Annotated in this window: 19 protein-coding genes; 8 read left to right on the top strand and 11 right to left on the bottom strand. The window is 49.3% G+C overall.

Annotated elements, in window-relative coordinates:
* Positions 1-9: 9 nt before the first annotated feature.
* On the bottom strand, positions 10-1434 hold the full coding sequence (gene leuC / locus ACEN86_RS09415; protein ID WP_495634264.1) for a 3-isopropylmalate dehydratase large subunit: 1425 nt from the start codon (positions 1432-1434) through the stop codon (positions 10-12).
* 219 nt (positions 1435-1653) lie between these two features.
* Here leuC and ACEN86_RS09410 point away from each other — a divergent pair, with 219 nt between their 5' ends.
* Positions 1654-2571 carry a LysR family transcriptional regulator gene (locus ACEN86_RS09410; RefSeq protein ID WP_495634015.1) on the top strand — a complete coding sequence of 306 codons (918 nt, stop codon included), beginning with the start codon at positions 1654-1656 and terminating at the stop codon, positions 2569-2571.
* Between the two features lie 36 nt (positions 2572-2607).
* On the opposite strand, the gene ACEN86_RS09405 is transcribed toward ACEN86_RS09410, so the two are convergent.
* Entirely contained in the window at positions 2608-3429 is an 822-nt protein-coding gene (locus ACEN86_RS09405) for a carbon-nitrogen family hydrolase (protein ID WP_495634014.1), read from the bottom strand.
* A gap of 177 nt (positions 3430-3606) precedes the next feature.
* Between ACEN86_RS09405 and ACEN86_RS09400 the strand changes: the two genes are divergently transcribed.
* The 7 genes from ACEN86_RS09400 (at position 3607) to mtnB (ending at position 10926) form a co-directional block, all read left to right on the top strand.
* Entirely contained in the window at positions 3607-4797 is a 1191-nt protein-coding gene (locus ACEN86_RS09400; protein WP_495634013.1) for a pyridoxal phosphate-dependent aminotransferase, read from the top strand.
* 342 nt (positions 4798-5139) lie between these two features.
* Positions 5140-6243, top strand: coding sequence for a glutamate 5-kinase (gene proB / locus ACEN86_RS09395; protein ID WP_495634012.1), 1104 nt, complete (start codon positions 5140-5142; stop codon positions 6241-6243).
* A gap of 19 nt (positions 6244-6262) precedes the next feature.
* Positions 6263-7510: a glutamate-5-semialdehyde dehydrogenase gene (locus ACEN86_RS09390; protein WP_495634011.1), complete on the top strand. Its 1248-nt coding sequence runs from the start codon at positions 6263-6265 to the stop codon at positions 7508-7510.
* 14 nt (positions 7511-7524) lie between these two features.
* Positions 7525-8403 (top strand): pyrroline-5-carboxylate reductase, encoded by an 879-nt coding sequence (gene proC / locus ACEN86_RS09385; protein ID WP_495634010.1) that lies wholly within the window; start codon positions 7525-7527, stop codon positions 8401-8403.
* Positions 8400-9611, top strand: a complete 1212-nt coding sequence (locus ACEN86_RS09380) for a 2,3-diketo-5-methylthiopentyl-1-phosphate enolase (protein WP_495634009.1) — start codon at positions 8400-8402, stop codon at positions 9609-9611. The genes proC and ACEN86_RS09380 overlap by 4 nt, the downstream gene beginning before the upstream one ends.
* Positions 9608-10285 carry a 2-hydroxy-3-keto-5-methylthiopentenyl-1-phosphate phosphatase gene (locus ACEN86_RS09375; protein WP_495634008.1) on the top strand — a complete coding sequence of 226 codons (678 nt, stop codon included), beginning with the start codon at positions 9608-9610 and terminating at the stop codon, positions 10283-10285. Before ACEN86_RS09380 ends, ACEN86_RS09375 begins: the two co-directional genes overlap by 4 nt.
* Entirely contained in the window at positions 10282-10926 is a 645-nt protein-coding gene (gene mtnB / locus ACEN86_RS09370; protein WP_495634007.1) for a methylthioribulose 1-phosphate dehydratase, read from the top strand. Before ACEN86_RS09375 ends, mtnB begins: the two co-directional genes overlap by 4 nt.
* Before the next feature lie 460 nt (positions 10927-11386).
* Here the strand turns inward: mtnB and ACEN86_RS09365 are convergent, their stop codons facing one another.
* The 9 genes from ACEN86_RS09365 to ACEN86_RS09325 form a co-directional block, all read right to left on the bottom strand.
* Positions 11387-12361: a hypothetical protein gene (locus ACEN86_RS09365; RefSeq protein ID WP_495634006.1), complete on the bottom strand. Its 975-nt coding sequence runs from the start codon at positions 12359-12361 to the stop codon at positions 11387-11389.
* A 154-nt stretch (positions 12362-12515) separates the two neighbouring features.
* Entirely contained in the window at positions 12516-12974 is a 459-nt protein-coding gene (locus ACEN86_RS09360; RefSeq protein ID WP_495634005.1) for a hypothetical protein, read from the bottom strand.
* Positions 12971-13489 (bottom strand): RNA polymerase sigma factor, encoded by a 519-nt coding sequence (locus tag ACEN86_RS09355; protein ID WP_495634263.1) that lies wholly within the window; start codon positions 13487-13489, stop codon positions 12971-12973. The genes ACEN86_RS09360 and ACEN86_RS09355 overlap by 4 nt, the downstream gene beginning before the upstream one ends.
* Before the next feature lie 346 nt (positions 13490-13835).
* On the bottom strand, positions 13836-14528 hold the full coding sequence (locus ACEN86_RS09350) for a DnaD domain protein (protein WP_495634004.1): 693 nt from the start codon (positions 14526-14528) through the stop codon (positions 13836-13838).
* A gap of 50 nt (positions 14529-14578) precedes the next feature.
* Positions 14579-15874, bottom strand: a complete 1296-nt coding sequence (gene asnS, locus ACEN86_RS09345) for an asparagine--tRNA ligase (protein ID WP_495634003.1) — start codon at positions 15872-15874, stop codon at positions 14579-14581.
* Between the two features lie 29 nt (positions 15875-15903).
* Positions 15904-17118: an acetate/propionate family kinase gene (locus tag ACEN86_RS09340; RefSeq protein WP_495634002.1), complete on the bottom strand. Its 1215-nt coding sequence runs from the start codon at positions 17116-17118 to the stop codon at positions 15904-15906.
* Positions 17115-17987, bottom strand: a complete 873-nt coding sequence (locus ACEN86_RS09335) for a 3-hydroxyacyl-CoA dehydrogenase family protein (RefSeq protein ID WP_495634001.1) — start codon at positions 17985-17987, stop codon at positions 17115-17117. The genes ACEN86_RS09340 and ACEN86_RS09335 overlap by 4 nt, the downstream gene beginning before the upstream one ends.
* Positions 17988-18128: 141 nt before the next feature.
* Complete coding sequence (locus ACEN86_RS09330; protein ID WP_495634000.1) at positions 18129-19631, bottom strand: AAA family ATPase; 1503 nt, start codon at positions 19629-19631, stop codon at positions 18129-18131.
* Positions 19624-20157, bottom strand: a complete 534-nt coding sequence (locus tag ACEN86_RS09325) for a hypothetical protein (RefSeq protein WP_495633999.1) — start codon at positions 20155-20157, stop codon at positions 19624-19626. The genes ACEN86_RS09330 and ACEN86_RS09325 overlap by 8 nt, the downstream gene beginning before the upstream one ends.
* Positions 20158-20208: the final 51 nt, after the last annotated feature.

Here is a 20208-nt window from a genome sequence, read left to right as displayed (position 1 = left end):
CTATTTATCTTAGCTGACAACTTCAGACTTGAAGTTCCAGTCACGTACATCTACAAAGCGTCCTTCAACTGCTGCTGCCGCTGCCATAGCCGGGGAGACCAGATGAGTACGTCCTCCGCGTCCTTGACGGCCTTCAAAGTTACGGTTGGAAGTTGATGCACAGCGTTGTCCTGGCTGCAGAACGTCAGGGTTCATGGCAAGACACATACTGCATCCTGCTTCACGCCATTCAAAACCAGCTTCAGTAAAGATCTTGTCGAGACCTTCTTCTTCCGCCTGAATCTTAACCCGTCCGGAACCTGGCACGACAATAGCGGTTACTTTATCCGATACTTTATGTCCTTTAGCTACAGCTGCTGCTGCGCGAAGATCTTCAATACGTCCGTTCGTACAAGAACCGATGAACACATAATCGATCTCAATTTCGGACATTGGGGTGCCTGGAGTCAGACCCATATATTCAAGGGCTTTCTCAGCCGCTTTACGCTCGTTCTCCGACTCGAAGTCAGCAGGATTCGGCACTGACGCACTAATGTTAGTACCCATACCCGGGCTTGTTCCCCAGGTTACTTGTGGAATCAAGGAATCTACATCGAATTCAACAACACGGTCGTACTGTGCACCTTCATCAGTTGAAAGCTCTCTCCAGCGGGCAACCGCTTCATCGAAAGCAGCACCTTGAGGTACATATTGACGTCCGCGAAGATATTCAAAAGTGGTGTCATCCGGAGCGATCAGGCCTGCTCTTGCTCCACCTTCGATCGACATGTTGCAGACTGTCATCCGCTCTTCCATGGACAGTTCACGGATAGCTTCGCCTGTGTACTCAATAACATAACCTGTTGCAAAGTCAGTACCATACTTGGCAATAACACCAAGGATAAGGTCTTTCGCTGTTACGCCAGGATTCCGCTTACCCACGAAGCGCACTTCAAGAGTCTTCGCTTTGGCCTGCTGCAGGCACTGTGTAGCCATAACGTGTTCAACTTCACTTGTACCGATACCGAAGGCAAGAGCACCGAATGCTCCGTGCGTGGAAGTATGGCTGTCACCGCACACGATGGTTTTACCCGGATGGGTAAGACCAAGCTCTGGACCCATTACGTGCACAACACCTTGATCAATTGTATCGAGGTCGAACAAAGTTACTCCGAAATCGCGGCAGTTCTGGGACAGCGTATCAATCTGTTGTTTGGAGATTGGATCTGTGATATTGAAACGGTCTTTGGTAGGAACGTTATGGTCCATAGTAGCAAAAGTAAGCTCTGGTCTGCGTACTTTGCGTCCGCTTAAGCGAAGTCCTTCAAACGCTTGCGGAGACGTAACCTCATGAACTAGATGAAGGTCAATATATAAAATGCTTGGCTTGCCCTCTTCCTGATGAATAACATGATTATCCCAAATTTTCTCATACATCGTTTTCTTTTGACTCATCATAATCACCTCTAAATTTGCAATAGTAGCGAACCTGGTGACGAAGTGACACTATTAACTAAGACATGCCGCTTCGTTCGTTGGATTAACTATAACACTTGTCAGCTAATTGATCCAAGATATGATATCTATAATTGCGATAGGTTTAACCTATAGGTTAGAATGAATACTATAATTGTTCAATGGATCTGCTTATAATCTTGCACTTAGGGGGCCACAATGGAATTCAGACAGCTTCAATATACCCTTCAAATTGCTGAAGAACGTAACTTCTCAAGAGCCGCTGACAAGCTTCATATCGCGCAGCCTTCCCTCAGCCAGCAGCTGTCTAAGCTTGAGAAGGAGCTTGGCGTACTGCTGTTCCAGAGGAACACGAGTACCGTAGAGCTCACTCACGCTGGCGAGAGCTTCATTACTCATGCCCGCAAAATTGTAGACGCGGTAGAGCAGCTCCGTCAGGAAATGGATGATATTTCTCAGCTCCGCAAAGGACGCGTTGTCGTGGGCAGCATGCCGATCACCGGCTCGCATTTGCTTCCTTATGTACTTCCAGCTTTTAAGGAGGCCTATCCAGAAATCCAAATCTCGCTGCTCGAGGACACATCACTTAATCTCGAAAAGCTGACGGCTGGAGGGGGCACCGACCTCAGTCTGCTGTCGCTTCCTTTGGAAGAAGCCTCGTTGACTTTTGAGCCCATAGGAGAAGAGCGCATCGATCTGGCAGTTCCGCCCAATCATCCTCTTGCTGAATTATCCGTCTTGGATAGTACTCAGCAAATGAAGCTGCTCCAAGATGAGCCATTTATCGTTCTCAAGAAAGGACAGGGGCTTCGCACCCTGATCATTGATATGTGCAGGACTGCTGGATTTGAACCGAACGTGGTGTTTGAGAGCAATAACATTGAGACCATTCAGTCCCTTGTCGCCGCTGGAATGGGGATAACGTTCGTTCCCCGTTTTATCGCCCGGGCCAAACGAAGTGAGTTAATCCCGGTGTACATTCCGATAGAGAATCCGGTACCCAGCCGTACCCTGGTGATTGCTTACCGAAAAGGACGTTATCTGTCCAAAGCAGCGGAAGCTTTCATAGACACGTTCAAGGACGTGCTGGAACAAAGAATGACTCCCGAGCTGTAAGGCTCGCGGAGTCATTCAATCTGCTTAGCAACTCATTTAGATGTAGAGATCTGGACGGCGATCTTCAAATATAGGAATCCGTTTGCGGACTTCGTCCACAAGCGAGAGATTAATTTCGCCCGTAACAATCTCTTCGCCTTCCCCGCCCTCGGCAATGATTTCTCCCCAAGGATCAATAATCATGGAATGGCCGAAGAATGAATCTTTCCCGCTAACGCCGACCCGGTTACAGGCAATGACGTACATCTGATTCTCAATTGCTCTTGCGGTCAGCAAAGTACGCCAGTGATGAAGCCTTGGATGCGGCCACTCAGCGGGAACAAACATTGCCTTGGCTCCACTAAGAGCCAGTGAACGGGCAAGCTCCGGGAATCGGATATCATAACAGATCGAGCTGCCTGCGGTAATTCCATCCAATTCAAAGGTCACTCTCTGTTCACCGGATGCGAGGTGCTTCTCTTCTTCCATCAGCCGGAACAAGTGGATCTTGGAATATTCACCCACCAGTTCACCCTGACGGTCAAATATATACATCGTATTCCGCACCCGTCCCTCGGTCTTCTGGGCAACTGAGCCTCCAACAATCTGGACACTATGCTCCCTTGCAAAATCCGAAAGCCAAGCCTTGCTCTCCATCCCCTGGAGATCTGCTATATCATCGATTACCGACAATGCATAACCGGTATTCCACATTTCAGGAAGTACAATGACATCCGGTTTCGACTCAGCCTGAAGCGCCTGCTCCATCAGCTGCTTCAATCTGAATGCATTCACCTTGGGTTCTCCAAGCACAATATCAGACTGAATTAAGGCGATATTCCACTTGTTCTGTGTTAAATCAGGTTGTTCTACGGACATAGGTCTCTACTCCCTTCCTAGCAATCTAAATATAATCATATCCCTTGTTCAGCTTCAAATGCAATCCACCCGCACTCTAATCCATTCTATACAGCTGGGTTAAATCGTGATAAATTATATGGAACAAAGTTGGAACAATCAAGTTTATTTCTGTACCCCGAACGGAGTGTGTGATATATGAATATTCCCAAGCCTTCCATTACCATAAATCCGGCGGACGTCATGAGCCGTCTTCCCAAGCAGTTCTTTGCCACCTTGGTGCAAAATGTAAACCGAGAAATCTCAGCAGGCCACGATGTCATTAATCTGGGACAGGGCAACCCGGACCGCCCTACCCCGGATCATATTGTACAAGCTGCCAAGGAAGCCGTAGCGAATCCGCTTTATCATAAATACTCTCCTTTTACAGGGCATTCGTTCTTGAAAGAGGCTGTGGCCCAGCGGTATCTTGAGGATTACGGAGTTACGCTGGATCCAGAGAAAGAGGTTGCCATTCTGTTCGGCGGCAAAACTGGACTTGTGCAGATCAGCCAAATTTTGCTTAACCCTGGTGACTTGTGTCTCGTCCCAGATCCGGGATATCCGGATTACTGGTCAGGTGTAGCTCTGGCCGGAGCCGAGATGTCCTTTCTTCCCCTGCGGGAAGAGAACAACTTCCTGCCGAATTACGAGGCCGTATCTGTCGAAGACAAGAGACGGGCCAAGCTGATGTTCCTGAATTATCCGAACAATCCAACGTCCGCAACGGCTCCGCTGTCCTTTTACGAGGATACCGTGAACTTTGCGGCAGAGAACAATATCGTTGTTGCCAGCGACTTTGCCTACGGCGCCATCGGCTTCGATGGACATCGTCCGGTCAGCTTCCTTGAAGCACCGGGCGCCAAAGAAGTAGGTATTGAATATTATACTTTGTCCAAAACCTATAATATGGCGGGCTGGCGGGTCGCTTTCGCGCTGGGCAACGAGAGAATCATCTCGCTCATCAACCAGCTGCAGGACCATATCTATGTCAGCTTGTTCGGTGCAGTTCAGGAAGCCGCCAAGGTGGCGCTGACCGCAAGCCAGCAGAACGTAGCCGACCTTGTGGCTGTCTATGAATCCAGACGAAATGCCTTATTCGGCGCGCTGGATGAGATTGGCTGGAAGGCCCGTAAGCCAGGCGGCTCTTTCTTCGCATGGCTTCCCGTGCCGCAAGGTTATGACTCGGCGGGCTTCGCCCAGCTCCTGCTTGAACAGGCCAAGGTGGCTGTGGCCCCGGGAGTTGGCTTCGGGAAGCATGGCGAAGGCTTCGTCCGGGTGGGACTGCTCAGCAGCGAGGAACGACTGCGCGAAGCCGTACTTCGTATTGGCAGACTCTCGCTGTTCTAAAGAAGATCACCCTTTGCAAAGCCACTTTTCCCATGTTATTCTAACGATATATTAATGAAACGTGATGACGGGACCAGTACGAAGTTAACGCGGCGTATTCCAGAGAGTAAATTCCGATTGGCTGAGAGAATTTACCGTCCGCCCTTCAGAACCCTATCCCTGAACGGCTGGCTTAATCAAGCCGGACAGCTGCCTCTGTTAACAGGCTGTAAGTTGGATGAACGATCAGTTCATCAATAAAGGTGGTACCGCGGAAGTCAGAACTTTCGTCCTTTGCGCTGCAAAGGCGGGAGTTTTTTTATTTATATGGACTCGAATTAAATTATTGTAGGAGTGAATGTCATGCATCATCGCGTCGTTGTCAAAATAGGCAGCAGCTCGCTTACATCACCTGAAGGCGGACTTAACCGGGAGGCGGTTCAATTCTTTGCGGCCGAGCTCTCCGGGCTCCGCGAATCCGGTTATCAGTTGCTGCTTGTCACCTCCGGTGCTGTCGCGGCAGGATTTCGTGAAATCGGCTATGCCGAAAGACCGAAGCTGCTGCATGAGAAGCAGGCTGCGGCGGCCGTGGGGCAGGCTCTGCTGATGCAGTCGTACCGGGAGGCTTTTCAGGTACATGGTATTCCGGCAGCTCAGGTGCTCCTGACTAGGTCGGATTTTCTGAACAGGAAGCGGATGGGCAATGCCAGCATGGCGGTAGAAGAGCTGCTCAAGCAGGGCGTCCTCCCCATCATCAACGAGAATGATACTGTCTCCATCGACGAGCTCAAATTCGGGGATAATGATACGCTCTCAGCGCTTGTAGCTAACCTTCTAAAGGCGGATCACCTGGTCATTCTGACCGATACAGAAGGCCTGTATACGAAGGACCCCCGGATTGATCCGGCGGCTACCCGGATTGAGAGAGTGAGCGAGTTCACCGATGAAATATACGCTATTGCGGGAGGCTCCGGCTCCAAAGTCGGCACGGGAGGCATGCGTTCCAAGATTGATGCAGCCAAAATTGCCACTCGCGGCGGAGTTCCTGTATTTATTGGCAAAGGCGGTCTGCCGGGCGAGCTGATTCGCGCTGTACAAGGAGACGGCCGCGGTACTTACTTCGATACCCGCTTAAGCTCCCTGCCCATGAAGAAGCAGTGGCTCGGCTTCCTCTCTAATCCAATGGGGACGCTGATTGTGGATGAAGGTGCTGAGACGGCTCTAATCTATGGCGGCCGCAGTCTCCTGCCTGTTGGTGTACGTGCGCTTGAAGGAGAGTTTCATACAGGGGATGTCGTTGAAGTTATTAATGAGAAGCGTGAAGTATTGGGACGCGGAATTGTGAATTATGATGCTGCTCTCCTGCTTGAAGTGTTGGGTCTCCCCAGCCCGGAAGTCATGAAGAAGATGGATGGAATCCATCGTCTTGAAGTCATTCACCGCGATGAGTGGATTTCGCTTAAATAATTTTAAGGAGGCAATAACGATGAGTGAAGTGAGAAATAAAGCAGAACAGGCCGGATCTGCGGCGTTGGTCTTGAGTCAATTGACGACGGAGCAGAAGAACGAGGCCTTACTGTCCATAGCTGACGCTCTGATTAACGGGGCATCCGAGATCATTGAAGCCAATCAGGAAGACCTGCAGCGCGGTAAGGATAACGGAACTCCAGAATCCCTTCTCGACCGTCTGGCCCTTGATAACGAACGCATCTCCGGCATTGCCGAAGGACTTCGTCAGATTGTTCATCTACCCGATCCGATCGGCGATACTTTGGAGACTATAGAGCGCCCTAACGGTCTTCATATTGTGAAGAAGCGGGTTCCGCTTGGAGTCATCGGCATTATCTACGAGGCTCGCCCTAATGTGACTGTCGATGCTGTGGGTCTGTGCCTGAAGACAGGAAATGCCGTAGTTCTGCGCGGCGGTTCTGCTGCCCTCTCCTCGAACCGTAAAATCATCGAGCTAATTCATATCGCATTGTCCGGTACAGCAATTCCGCCACATGCCGTGCAGCTCATTGAAGATGCTAACCGCTCTTCGGTTGATGAAATGCTGAAGCTGAACGGTCTCCTCGATGTTGTCATTCCTCGCGGGGGCAGCTCACTAATTCAAAATGTGGTCCAAAATGCTACTGTTCCCGTTATCGAGACTGGCGCCGGTATCTGCCATACGTATCTCGACGCATCGGCTGAACCGCAAATGGCCAAAGAAATCTCACTCAATGCTAAAGTCCAGCGTCCTTCCGTATGCAACGCCATGGAGACTCTGCTTATTCACGAGTCTTTCGCTGCGGCACACTTAAGTGAGCTGGCAGAAGCCTTCAAGGAAGCTAAGGTTGAGCTTCGTGGCTGTTCCTTAACCCGGCAGCTCGTGCCATGGGCCAAGGAAGCAACTGAGCAGGATTATGCTACAGAATATAACGATTATATTCTTAATATCAAAGTGGTGTCCCACCTGGATGAGGCCCTGGCGCACATTTCCAAGTATGGCACCAAGCACTCCGAGTGTATCGTCACCGAGAATGAAGAGAATGCGGTTCGCTTCCTGAACGAAGTCGATGCGGCTGCGGTCTATCATAACGCCTCTACCCGCTTCACCGATGGATTCGAGTTTGGTTTCGGTGCAGAGATCGGCATCAGCACCCAGAAGCTTCATGCCCGGGGACCTATGGGTCTTCCAGCTCTGACTTCAAGCAAATACATCATTCAAGGCAGCGGCCAAATACGTCAATAAAGGAGGAACACAGCATGTCAGAACAATCCCGTCATTTATCCGGAACCGGCACAAATCAGTTCAACATCACCTTTTATGGAGCTGGCTCAATGGCAGAAGCTATCGTCCGGGGCCTTATCGACAAATCCGTAGCCAAGCCGGAGCAAATCTCCATGATCAACCGGAGCAGCCAGGAACGTCTTGATTTCCTGCGTAGCACTTATGGGGTAAGAGTTGCTGGAGATGCTCAGAGCAAAAAGGATCTTCTGCAAGGGGCCTCCATCCTAGTCCTTGCCATGAAACCGAAGGATGCCGGCGAAGCGCTGAAGGCGCTTGGCCCCCTCCTCTCTGAAGACCAGCTTATTATCTCTGTCATTGCAGGACTCTCGATCAACACCATTCAAGCCTTGTTAGGACGCAAGCAGCCCGTTGCCCGGACGATGCCTAACACGTCGAGCTCGATTGGGCTAGGAGCAACAGGAATTGCTTTCTCATCTGAAGTATCGGCTGAGCGAAGCCAGCAGGTTCTCTCAATCTTTGAAGCGGTGGGTCTCGTAAGCGTGATCCCAGAAGAGCAAATGGATATTCTTACAGGGATCTCCGGCAGCGGACCGGCTTATATTTACTATATGATGGAGGCCATGATTGCTGGCGGAACCGAAGGCGGCTTAAGCCCTGAGCAGGCCCGTGAGCTTACCGTTCAGACCGTACTCGGAGCTGCGAGCATGATGATCCAGACAGGTGAAGATCCGGCCCTCCTTCGCAAAGCCATCACCTCACCTAATGGCTCCACTCAAGCTGCTCTTGAAGTATTTGAAGGAGCCGGATTTACAGAAACCGTCAAAGCTGCAGTTCGGCGCTGTGCAGAACGTTCCCGTGAAATGGGGGCAGCTGTAGAGGAGGCCCTCTCATGAGCTTCTGCACGGCTACTTACCGCATTCATGACCCTAAAGCAGACTTCCGCCGCAAAGCAGAATCCATCGCAGTTGGCATGACCGTCGGAAGCTGGACAGAACTGCCTCAGCTTAAGCAGGAAAGCATGCGCAAGCATCTTGGCCATGTCGTTAGCATTGAGGAACATGAAGAATCCGCTGCAGGACGTTATGCTGATGTAACGATTGCCTACCCGGATCTCAACTTCACGAGAGATCTGCCAGCCCTGCTGATCACGGCCTTTGGCAAAATCTCCATGGACGGCCAGATCAAATTGCTGGATCTCGGCTTCTCAGAAGACTTCCTGTCCGGCTTTCCGGGTCCAAAATTCGGCATAGAGGGCATTCGCAGCCTTCTTAATGCGCCCGAGCGACCTCTGCTCATGAGCATTTTTAAATCGGTCGTCGGCTACGACCTTGAAGGACTGAAGGAACAATTCTTAGCTCAGGCCTTGGGCGGAGTAGATCTGATCAAGGATGACGAGATTCTGTTCGAGAACCCGCTCACCCCTATCGAGCGGAGAGCTGAGGTATGCCGCAAGGCGGCCGAGGAAGCGGAGCGGACGACAGGTAAAAAGCTGCTGTATGCCGTGAACTTGACCGGTCCGACTTCACAGCTTCGCAGTCAGGCCCTCAAAGCCATTAACGCAGGGGCGACTGCCCTGCTGTTCAGTCCTCTAGCATATGGGCTTGACGTTCTTCAGGAACTGAGCGGCGACCCTGATATCCAGATTCCTATCGCAGCTCACCCTTCCCTGGCAGGTGCATTCTATCCATCCCCTCAATATGGAATTGCTGCTTCCCTGCTGCTTGGAAAGCTGATGCGGACAGCTGGAGCAGATTTGGTTCTCTTCCCTTCCCCGTACGGGTCCGTAGTTATGCCGCGGGAAGAGAATCTGGCTATCCGCGCGGAACTCACACGGACTGACCTGCCGCAGAAGACCAGCTTCCCGGTTCCTTCAGCAGGTATTCATCCGGGTCTTGTCCCGCAGCTGCTTGCTGACTTCGGACATGATGTGGTTGTCAATGCGGGAGGCGGCATTCATGGTCATCCGGGCGGAGCTTCGGCCGGCGGGCAAGCATTCCTTCAAGCGATTGACGCCAGTCTGAAAGGCATATCACTGGAGGAAGCATCCAAGACCAATCCCGAGCTTCATGAAGCTCTCAAGATCTGGGGAGGCCGGAAATGACCAACAACTTAGACCCGGTTGTCTTCTGTGATTTCGATGGAACCATCACACTAAGCGACAATATTGTAGCAATTATGAAGCATTTCAAGCCAGAGGGCTATGAACCGATCATGGAGCGGATTGTTGCTGGTGAGCTGTCGATCCACGAAGGCGTAGGTGCCATGTTCGCGCTCATTCCTTCTGACCGACGCGAGGAGATTACGGAATTTGTACTTGGTCAAGCGGGTATACGAGAGGGTTTTGGTGAGTTCTTGACCTATCTGAAAAGCAGGAACATTCCCTTCTATGTCACGAGCGGAGGCATTGACTTTTTCTTAGAGCCTCTTCTCGCGCCCTTTGACATCCCTGCCGATCACATCTACTGTAACGGTTCTGACTTCACAGGAGCCAAGATCGAGATTACCTGGCCGCACCTCTGTGACGAACACTGCAGCAATGACTGCGGAATGTGCAAGACTACCGTAATGCGCAAGTTCCCTGCTGACCAATATGAACGTATTCTGATTGGTGACAGCCTGACTGACTTTGAAGCGGCAAAGCTGGCGGACCGAATCTATTCCAGATCTCATTTGACAGAGAAATGTGTAGAGCTCGGAGTACCGCATACCCCTTTTGAGACATTTGTAGAGATTACTGAGGATTTCAAAAAGAGAGAGGGCGAATCTAAACGATGAGTTTCACGAATATTCCCTTAGAGGAGAAGCTGGGAGCTCTCGAAGAGCTCCACAAGGTGAAGGAACAGTTCGCGGCACGCGGCTGGTTCCCTGGGACAAGCGGCAACCTGTCCATCCGGGTTGGTGACTTCTCACCTGAATCGTTCCATTTCGCTGTAACTTCAAGCGGCAAAGACAAATCCGTGCATACCCCGGAGGATTTCTTGTTCGTGGACCAACAGGGCCGTCCATGTGAAGTCACCAGCTTAAAGCCCAGTGCGGAGACTTTAATCCACGCCGAGATTTATCGCCTCACCGGATGCGGAGCCATCTTCCATGTGCATACCATTTATAACAATATCATTAGTGAAGGCTACGGCGATAAAGGAGCTATTCCAGCTCAAGGGATCGAGCTCATTAAAGGACTTGGAATTTGGGAAGAGAATGCGAGAATCGAAATTCCTGTCGTTCCAAATTATGCGGAGATTCCTAGAATTGCCGAATTGATTCCGGCAGCTCTGAATCCGGATATCCCGGGAATTGTGCTTCGCAATCACGGTATCTATGCTTGGGGAGCGAATGCATTTGAGGCTAAGCGTCATTTGGAGTCCTTTGAATTTATTTTTGAGCACATCTACCGGAGTCTGGCTCTTCGCAAGTAATCACCTGCACAGGATATCCATTTATTGGAATATAACTTCGGCTGTGTTACAATTACGATACAACCTAATAAGAGGAGGCACCAAGTGCCCCCTCTTCTTTAGTTCCTATTCTGAATTGAAAGGAACTGATCGGTATGGAATTCTTTTATCCGGATAGTCTGTTCGTTGAAGGTCTCCTCGTTATGGTGATTCTGTATATTCTGGAGGAGTCAATGTCCAAGAAGAAATAAGTAAGCTTGTGTCAGCCAGGATTTCGATTCCGAGCAGAATGAAATAGATCGGCCACCACGCTCCAGCTGCTGCCCAGCTTGAATAACCATACACGTGCGAGATTAGGATGACAATCCCCACCATTAGCAGAGATAGGCCCATCGAAAGTGTGCCCACCCGCCATTTTCCAGCACTCGTCCTCTGAATTTCATAAGATCTGACATAGGGAGTTTGCACTGAACTATAAGAGTTAGAATCGATCTTCATCAAAGTTCCTTCTCTCCACTTGAACTCCAGATGATCTGCGTTTTGTTCCAGTAAGCAACTTCAAGCCTCCGCCAATCAGTACTACGGATACAATAAAAGGTTTAAGATATTTATTGATCCGAGATTCGATCCAAAGCCCCGGATAGTGAGAGGCCAAGTAAGGCACAATCAAATTCATACTGACATAATAAAGCCCCAGTAGAAGCAGTACCGTTCCAAGCAGCCGCTTATGATTTCCAAGACCCTCAACCAGAGGTTTGTCAATCAAAGGCTCTCTTCCATATCTGCTGGTCAGCTGCAATCCGTCAAAGAAGCTGAAGAACCAGATCAAAGGCAGCAGAAACAGGAACAAGGAGAGACGGATCACATCGATGATATAGAATGTCCCCAGGAACAGAATCATGAGCTGAATCCCACGTCTTTGAAGTCCTAAGTACATTTGTCCGACACCTGGAACAACCGACAGCAGAGTAGCTATGAATTTACTCCGGCGACCGTTCTCCCGGCTAATCTCCCAATCGCTGAACAAAGTACGGTCTGTTAATATTTCTCCTGATAGCTTACGGTGAATACATTGAACCGCATCGAACATGCAATATAGCCAGATCACAGGCAGGACACACAGGAAGACCAGAACCGAGTCATTCGTAATCCCAGCAACAAAGATGAGCATCGTGATCGTCCCGAAGAAGGCAACCAGAAAAGAGAGTCCTCTCTGCATCAGTCCCATATAGAAATGACCCAGTCCAGGTACAAAGGAAAGCAGGATTGTAAAAAAGCGTTCTGCATCCTGCCGTCCGCTAAGCTCAGCAGAATGGGCATAACCTGGAGGGTTTCCCTGAACAGGATAGTCCCTGAGCAGCACAATGAACAGATCAAACATACTTACTCCCCATACAATAGCCGCACAGACAATTCCAAAGACAAATGGTTCCCCTTGATTGCTTAGAAGAGCCAATGAGAACCCTCCTAATAAAAATCCGCAGAAGAACAACATATAGAAAAAGCATCTAATCTTTTTTCCCCAATATAAATGTCCCAGTCCAGGCAAAAAGTTCATAAAAAAAGCAGTGACCCGATTTCGTATTACCGGCATTTCATTCATCCTCTCCCTACTTGTGATTATTCCATGTATCCAGCCAGCTTGTTGCTTTGTTCATCCACTGCTCGCTATAGGGCTTACTGTCTTCCTTCACCATATCATCGACATTTATAGTTAACTGATCGAAGAATCCCGAGGTTATTAGCAGAAGAGTAATCGACGCTGCAACCGTATAGTGGGTAATCGGATGTTTAATCCAAGCCCGCCTGGAATCCGGCTTAATCGGCTGCAATGGAGCTGCTGAGGAATCTGTAAAAGGCAGGGCTCTCATCACTTGGTCTGTAAAATCATTCGTATTCGGCAGCTGCGGAAGCTCCTTCTCTATACTTTCGAAGGCTTCCATATATTCCATCAAGGCAGCTTCATCTTCAATCAACATTCGTTCCAATTCTACCTGCTTGTTCGTGCTTAATTCACCAAGTATGTACTGTCTCCACATTTGCTGGCGCTGTATGTCCGTCTCTCTCATGACCAATCCTCCTCCTTCCAATGCTCTCTCATCCAATGTCTGGCACGGTAAAGCCTGGACTCCACCGTCTTCACCGCAATGCTCTGATCTGCGGCAATCTCCTCATAGCTTTGCTCATTCAAATAAAAGGCAGTGACAATCTCCCTATGCGAATCCGGAAGTTCATTAATCCGGCGTGCCACGCTCTGAATACGTTCCTTTCTTACCAGACGATCAAGTGTATCCTCATCTTGAGACGGTATCTGCTGGAGTACCACTTCGCTCTCCCATTCATCTTCCCTGCGCCTTGCCAGCCTTCGCTTACAGTCAATGGCTTTGTTGATACAGATCCTCGTAATCCACGTCTTGAATCCTTGAGACCGGTACTCCGGGAGAGATTTATAGACTTGGATGAACGTCTCCTGCGCGGTGTCCTCCGCTGCCTTCTGATCATGAAGAACCGAGTAAGCCATCCGGTAAAGGTACGGACCGTAATCATTCACCAGCTGCTTGAATGCATCCTGGTTCCCCTGCAGGATCTGGCTGATCCGAAGCTCCTCTTCTATAGCTCTCCCCTCCTTCCAACTAAATAGACGTCGTTACCTTGATGAACCCCTGCAGAAATTTTTAGTTTTTATACAAAATCTATTAACGAACGAGATCACTTGTTTTCTGGATCTCATTAAATGGCCGAAATATAGTATGTAATAGGAAATCCGATTCCTTATAACCTGCATTTCTCAACACTTTCGTAAGTTTCAGAAGTATGCTCAGGTCAACTACCTGTCTCTTGAAGCAACATTCACAACGTTTACCTTCACGTAAAAAAGAGGCTGCTCCTGTCAGCCTTCTGGCTGATGGAACAACCTCTAGTATACCATCTCACTTGCCATTACCGCGGAATCGCTGGGTGTAGGCTTTCGCATCTTGGGCTGTCTTAACCCGGTTGCGGCTCCATTCCAGCAGAATGCGGTCAATGTACCGAAAATGTACTTTACCCGCGAACACGGCTTCCTTCAAAGCAAGCCGGATTAACTCATCAGGATAACCGTCCTGATCCAGCCAGCCCGATATCGTCTCACATTCCATCGGTGATAATGGCCGTGCAAATTCTTTCTCAAACACCACGAACAAGTTACGCTGCTGATCCTCCGATGAAGCAGGCTCCTCTACCTTGGAGAATCGCTCCTTCTGGCGTTCCGCTGCGGCTTCTTCTGCTAGACATACACTTAATTTATGATACATTCCGGTCAGATTGTACCGCTCTGAACGAAGACCGGAATGGTCAGTCACCTCATCAATGGCGAGCCAGCCATCCTTCATCAGCTTGCGAATTGCGCTGGCTACTACAGAAGGAGCCGCTCCCATTCTTCGCTCAAGCTCTTCCATTGACGGAAAATCCATTTGGTCCAGCTGCTTGAATGCCAGCAGCTGGATCAACAGCATAACTTCGGTATCACTTAGTTTAAGCTTTCGGTAATGAGCCAACAGGGCATACGGAACACTGGCTGAACCCTTTTCCAGCCCGTAAGCTATGCCATTTGCCCACACCTTCCAACCTTCGCCCATTCCCATCCAACATTCACCTCTTTAATTCAGGAACAACGCAAGGCTTTCATTGCAACTTACGGATACAGACGATACAGAGTACGCGGGAATGGAATCGTCTCACGCACATGATCAAGCCCGCATATCCAGGCCACAGTGCGCTCTAGCCCAAGACCAAATCCGGAGTGAGGAACCGATCCATACTTACGAAGGTCCAAGTACCACTGATAAGTCTCTGTAGAGAGATTGTGCTCCTTGAACCGCTCTTCCATCAGCTCAGGGTCATCAATCCGCTGCGAACCGCCAATAATTTCACCATAACCTTCTGGAGCGATCATATCGGCGCAGAGTACTACATCCGGCCGGTTCGGATCAGGCTTCATGTAGAAAGCCTTGATATCCTTAGGATAATGGGTAATAAACACAGGTTTGTCATAACGTTCAGCAATGGCCGTCTCATGTGGAGCCCCGAAATCCTCTCCCCAAGGAATATCAAATTCCTGTGTATTAAGGAATTCTATCGCTTCATCGTAGGTAATCCGCGGGAACGGAACTTGAATGTTCTCCAGCTTGGAGACATCACGCCCTACGGCCTCAAGCTCTGCGCGGCAGTTCTTGAGTACGGACTGGACTACATAAGAAATAAAGTTCTCCTGTACCTTGAGACTTTCCTCATGATCCGTGAACGCCATCTCCGGTTCGATCATCCAGAACTCGATCAAATGCCGACGGGTCTTGGACTTCTCCGCACGGAAGGTAGGTCCGAATGAGTATACTTTACCCAGCGCCATAGCTGCAGCTTCCATATAGAGCTGGCCGCTTTGCGTCAGATAAGCATCTTCATCAAAATATTTCGTGTGGAACAAGTTGGTTGTTCCTTCAGCTGAGGTCGGTGTCAAAATCGGCGGATCCACCAGAGTGAACCCATTCTCATCAAAGAACTGCTGAACTGCACGGATAATCTCCGCCCGAATAACCATGATGGCACGCTGCTTCGACGAACGAAGCCATAGATGCCGGTGATCCATCAAGAAATCAACCCCATGCTCCTTAGGGGTGATCGGATAGTTCTCGGTAAGATGAATGATCTCAATATTAGTTACAGTCAGTTCATACCCTGAGGCGCTGCGCGGCTCCTCGCGGATAATTCCTTCAACATAGAGCGAGCTTTCCTGAGTCAGGCTCTTGGCTCTGTCCCAAATCTCTTCGGAGACTTCACTCTTAACCACCACGCCTTGAATGTACCCTGTACCATCTCGAAGCTGAAGAAATTGAATCTTCCCGCTCGAACGCTTGTTATTGACCCAAGCCCCGATGGTTACTGTCTCACCGACGTGATTACCTACTTGACGAATCACTGTTTTGACCGCCATGTTATCTCTCTCCTCTAAGTACTGCTATATTATTGAGCCTGCTTGGCTTCTTGTACAATTCGGTTCGTATCCCGGGCAATGACAAGCTCTTCATTCGTTGGCACTACAAGTACTTCAACCTTGGAGTTAGCAGATGAAATCCGGCGAGGCTCACCCGAACGGATCTTGTTCAGCTCAGGATCGATCTCCACACCCAGATAGGACAGATTCTCGCAGACCTTCTCGCGGACAACTACAGAGTTCTCTCCCACACCGGCCGTGAACACGATCACATCTACCCCGTTCATCGCAGCAGCATAGGCACCGATATACTTGCGCAGGCGATACTCATACATCTCGAATGCAAGAGTAGCGTTGGCTTCTCCAGCTTCCATGCCATCCGTAATGTCACGCATATCACTGCTCACACCGGAGATTGCTAGCAATCCGCTGTGCTTGTTAAGCATGGAATTCACTTCACTAATTGAAAGCTCTTCTTTGTTCATGACAAAAGTAACGACTGCAGGATCGAGATCCCCGCTACGTGTACCCATCATAAGTCCTTCAAGTGGAGTTAGACCCATTGATGTATCCACTGATACACCGCCTTTGACTGCGGTCAGACTCGCACCATTACCGATATGGCAGGTGATAATCTTGAGGTCTTCAATTGGACGGTCCAGATACGCAGCAGCCGCTTTGCTTACATATTGGTGGGAAGTACCATGCGCCCCGTAACGGCGAACATGATGCTTCTTGTACAGCACTCTTGGAATAGGATACAAGAATACTTTCTCCTCCATCGTCTGATGGAAGGCGGTATCAAAGGCTACAACCTGCGGAACGCCAGGCATGTTCTTCTCGGCAGCATTAATCCCCATAATAGCCGGAGGATTATGTAACGGAGCCAGATCAAAGAGTCTGCGGATCTCAGCCTTAACCTCACCCGTTACCAGCGCAGAGCCTTTAAACGTCTCCCCGCCGTGAACGACGCGGTGGCCAACAGCCTGAATCTCGTCAACCGAGTCCAGCACTCCGTGCTCTTTATCCGTCAGCTTATCAAGCACTTTACGGATTGCAGTGGTATGTTCAAGAATCTCGCTTACCTCTGTAACTTCCTCTTTGTTTGTAGGTTTATGCGTCAGAATAGAGGAATCCATACCGATCCGCTCCACAAGACCCTTCGCAAGGACTGACTCATCCTCCATATTGTAAAGCTGATATTTCAAAGAAGAACTTCCCGCATTTATGACGAGAACTTTCATATCCGGTCACCATCCTTGTCGTATTTGAAAAAGCCTTCGCCCGTCTTCACACCGAGGTTCCCGGCACGGACCATTTTCTTCAGTACAAAGGAAGGACGGTATTTGAGTTCACCGAATTCACGGAACATGCGTTCAAGGGCAGCAAGAACGGAATCAAGTCCGAAACGGTCAGCCATTTCGAGCGGCCCATATTGGAACTGATACCCGATACGCATGGAATCGTCGATGTCTTCCGCCGTGGCAACACCTTCACCCAGCACATGAAGCGCTTCGTTAATAAGAATACAGATGATACGCGAAGTTACGAAGCCTGGGGATTCATAGACCATAATGCCGCGCTTCTCAACAACCTCTTCCACGAAACGTTTGGTGTTATCAAATGTACTTTCCGAAGTCTTCAGCCCGCGAATGATTTCAACGAGGTCAATACGGGATACGGGATAAATAAAGTGCATGCCGATGACGCGTTCCGGATACATGGTGCCTCCGGCAATTTCGGTCAGGCTGAGTGTTGAAGTATTACTTGCAAGAATAATATTGCTTGGGCAGACTTGATCAAGCTGTGTGAACACTTCTTTCTTCGCATTCAAATCCTCCGAAATCGTCTCGATCACCATATCGCATGATCCAAGTTCGGCAAAATGTGTAACTTTTTGAATACGGGAAAGAATCAATTTCTTCTCTGCCTGGGTGATTGCCCACTTCTCAAGCTGCTTATCCAGGCTTGTCTCTATCATGCTGTAAGCATGGTTCAATTTGTCCGGGGTTTCCTCAACGAGCAGAACTTCAAGTCCCTTGGCCGCCAGCATTTCGCAAATGCCCTGGCCCATCGTACCGCCACCGATAACGCCTATTTTTTTAAAATACATGGTGTCTCTCTCCATCCTTTGTATTAATCTCCATACATCTTATTATACCCTCGATGTCGAATAATACATCTTTTTATACCCAACATATAATAATATCTTAGCACGAATAAAAAGTAAAAAAAAATTACCAACCTGAAAAAATCAGGCTGGTAACAGGACGCTGTCACGAAATTGACAACGAAATTGCTCTCCGGAGAGACGTTCTTCATGAATTAGAATTTCTAGAGATTTGTCGAATACCGCCGCATGCTCAATCAGTGCTGATTTGGTGCGGAGTGCAAGGTCATCCAGAATACGGCTGTTCTCATTCATGAGCACTTCCTTGGTCACCATATCCATATTGACAATGCCGAGGCGTGTAAGGCCCGAAGTCATCATGGTGTGTACCAGCTTCAGAGCCTGTTCAAAGTCATTACGTGAACCGGTGCTTCTGCCCCCGTAATAGATCTCCTCTGCCGCGGCACCTGCCAGAGCGACCATAATTTGTCCTTCAAGATAGGACTTGGTATATAAATACTGCTCCTGCTGCGGGTTATGCCGAACATATCCTAATGCTTGCCCGCGTGGACTTAGTGCAACCTGATTCACACTGCCTGGTGATACAATTTCAGCCAATACAGCATGTCCCAATTCATGCACAGCCACTCTCCGCTTCTCTTCTTCGGTAGATTCCCGGTCCGTCTTCTCACCCAGCATGACCTTATCCACGCCCATGGACAAGTGACGCTGATCGATAAGCTGAAGGTTCTCCCTCATGGCATAGATGGCGCCTTCATTCATTACGCTCTCCAGCTGGGCTCCAGAGAAGCCGTAGGTCTCTTCAGCAAGTCTCTCCAGGCTGACATCCGCATTCAGCGGCTTATTCTTGGCATGAAGCTCAAGGATATGCTTGCGGCCTTTCTTGTCGGGCAGCTCCACTTGAATGTGACGGTCGAAGCGCCCTGGGCGCAGAAGCGCGCTGTCCAGCATCTCTTTGCGGTTCGTCGCCGCGATGACCAGTATACGAGGAGCATCCGAGTTATAGATACCGTCCATTTCCGTCAGAAGCTGATTCAGGGTCTGATCGTACTCGCGCTGCTGGCCGCCTTCTCTTTTACCACCTATAACATCGATCTCATCTATGAAAATAATGGCATTCTCTTTCTTCTCCTGTGCGGCGCGTGTCCGAGCTTCCTTGAACAATTCACGGATACGTCCTGCACCGACACCGACATACATCTCCACAAATTCAGAGCCGGATGCCGCCACAAACACGGACTTGGTATAATGCGCTGCGGCTTTAGCCATCAAAGTCTTACCTGTTCCCGGAGGACCTGTAAGCAGGATCCCTTTCAGCGGGCGAATGCCGAATTTCTGAATCTCCTCATGTCTGACCATGAAATCCAGGGCCTCACGAAGCTCCTGCTTCGCGTTATCCTGGCCGCCAATTTCTTCAAAGGTAAGCTTGGCCGGACCTGCTTTCTTCCGCTTGCGCTCTTGGGATGCACCTACAGTGATCCCGCCTTTCATCTGGACCACTGCGAACAAGGAACCTATCATGGCAAGTCCAATAATGATGGGAATAATATTAACTCCGATGTAGGCCAGGAATACGAGAAGGACAAGGACAACTCCTACGACGATTTCCTTTATAAATTTAGACATTACTCCATACCCCCAATTCACCCGGCACACGCGGAAGGATGATGAACTTGCTGGCTTTTCCGTCTGAGAGAGAAACATATATATTTTGATTATCCATTACTGTATTGACTGTTAGCCCAGGTGTTCCCGCCTTAAGCTTCTCTAATGTAGCTGGAATTTCAGTATACTTCTTATTGTCCATGGCCTCCGCTACCGGGAAGAGAGCCTTGGACCACCACTGATCAAGCACCTGATTGGAATGGTCAACCACGGTAAGTTTGAGTTTGCGGCTGCCTAATAAGGACTTGCCATCCACTGTTAAATGTTCAACTAATCCACTTAAATCTGTTTTTGGATCCAAATCAAGTTTCAAGTCCACCTGTTTCTGGTTAATATCAAATTGAACGTTGTTAACACCTTGAAACTGAGTGACTAATTTCTTAAGCGGGGCCTCAACAGCCAACTGACTATAAGCGAACCACCCACCAAAAAGAACTGCTGCGGAGATAACGACGCTAGTAATCAATGGAACAAGACGTAATTTCAATACATATCCCCCTTAATCATTTTAAACTTATACATAGAATGAAATTTTTAA

The sequence above is a fragment of the Paenibacillus sp. Paensp111 genome (assembly GCF_059492195.1).
This window is presented reverse-complemented; position numbering and strand designations above follow the sequence as displayed.

Bases quoted from the DNA above. Each gene is read 5' to 3' on its own strand.
- leuC (WP_495634264.1), bottom strand. From the start codon at position 1,434: ATGAGTCAAAAGAAAACGATGTATGAGAAAATTTGGGATAATCATGTT.
- ACEN86_RS09410 (WP_495634015.1), top strand. From the start codon at position 1,654: ATGGAATTCAGACAGCTTCAATATACCCTTCAAATTGCTGAAGAACGT.
- ACEN86_RS09405 (WP_495634014.1), bottom strand. From the start codon at position 3,429: ATGTCCGTAGAACAACCTGATTTAACACAGAACAAGTGGAATATCGCC.
- ACEN86_RS09400 (WP_495634013.1), top strand. From the start codon at position 3,607: ATGAATATTCCCAAGCCTTCCATTACCATAAATCCGGCGGACGTCATG.
- proB (WP_495634012.1), top strand. From the start codon at position 5,140: ATGCATCATCGCGTCGTTGTCAAAATAGGCAGCAGCTCGCTTACATCA.
- ACEN86_RS09390 (WP_495634011.1), top strand. From the start codon at position 6,263: ATGAGTGAAGTGAGAAATAAAGCAGAACAGGCCGGATCTGCGGCGTTG.
- proC (WP_495634010.1), top strand. From the start codon at position 7,525: ATGTCAGAACAATCCCGTCATTTATCCGGAACCGGCACAAATCAGTTC.
- ACEN86_RS09380 (WP_495634009.1), top strand. From the start codon at position 8,400: ATGAGCTTCTGCACGGCTACTTACCGCATTCATGACCCTAAAGCAGAC.
- ACEN86_RS09375 (WP_495634008.1), top strand. From the start codon at position 9,608: ATGACCAACAACTTAGACCCGGTTGTCTTCTGTGATTTCGATGGAACC.
- mtnB (WP_495634007.1), top strand. From the start codon at position 10,282: ATGAGTTTCACGAATATTCCCTTAGAGGAGAAGCTGGGAGCTCTCGAA.
- ACEN86_RS09360 (WP_495634005.1), bottom strand. From the start codon at position 12,974: ATGAGAGAGACGGACATACAGCGCCAGCAAATGTGGAGACAGTACATA.
- ACEN86_RS09350 (WP_495634004.1), bottom strand. From the start codon at position 14,528: ATGGGAATGGGCGAAGGTTGGAAGGTGTGGGCAAATGGCATAGCTTAC.
- asnS (WP_495634003.1), bottom strand. From the start codon at position 15,874: ATGGCGGTCAAAACAGTGATTCGTCAAGTAGGTAATCACGTCGGTGAG.
- ACEN86_RS09340 (WP_495634002.1), bottom strand. From the start codon at position 17,118: ATGAAAGTTCTCGTCATAAATGCGGGAAGTTCTTCTTTGAAATATCAG.
- ACEN86_RS09335 (WP_495634001.1), bottom strand. From the start codon at position 17,987: ATGTATTTTAAAAAAATAGGCGTTATCGGTGGCGGTACGATGGGCCAG.
- ACEN86_RS09330 (WP_495634000.1), bottom strand. From the start codon at position 19,631: ATGTCTAAATTTATAAAGGAAATCGTCGTAGGAGTTGTCCTTGTCCTT.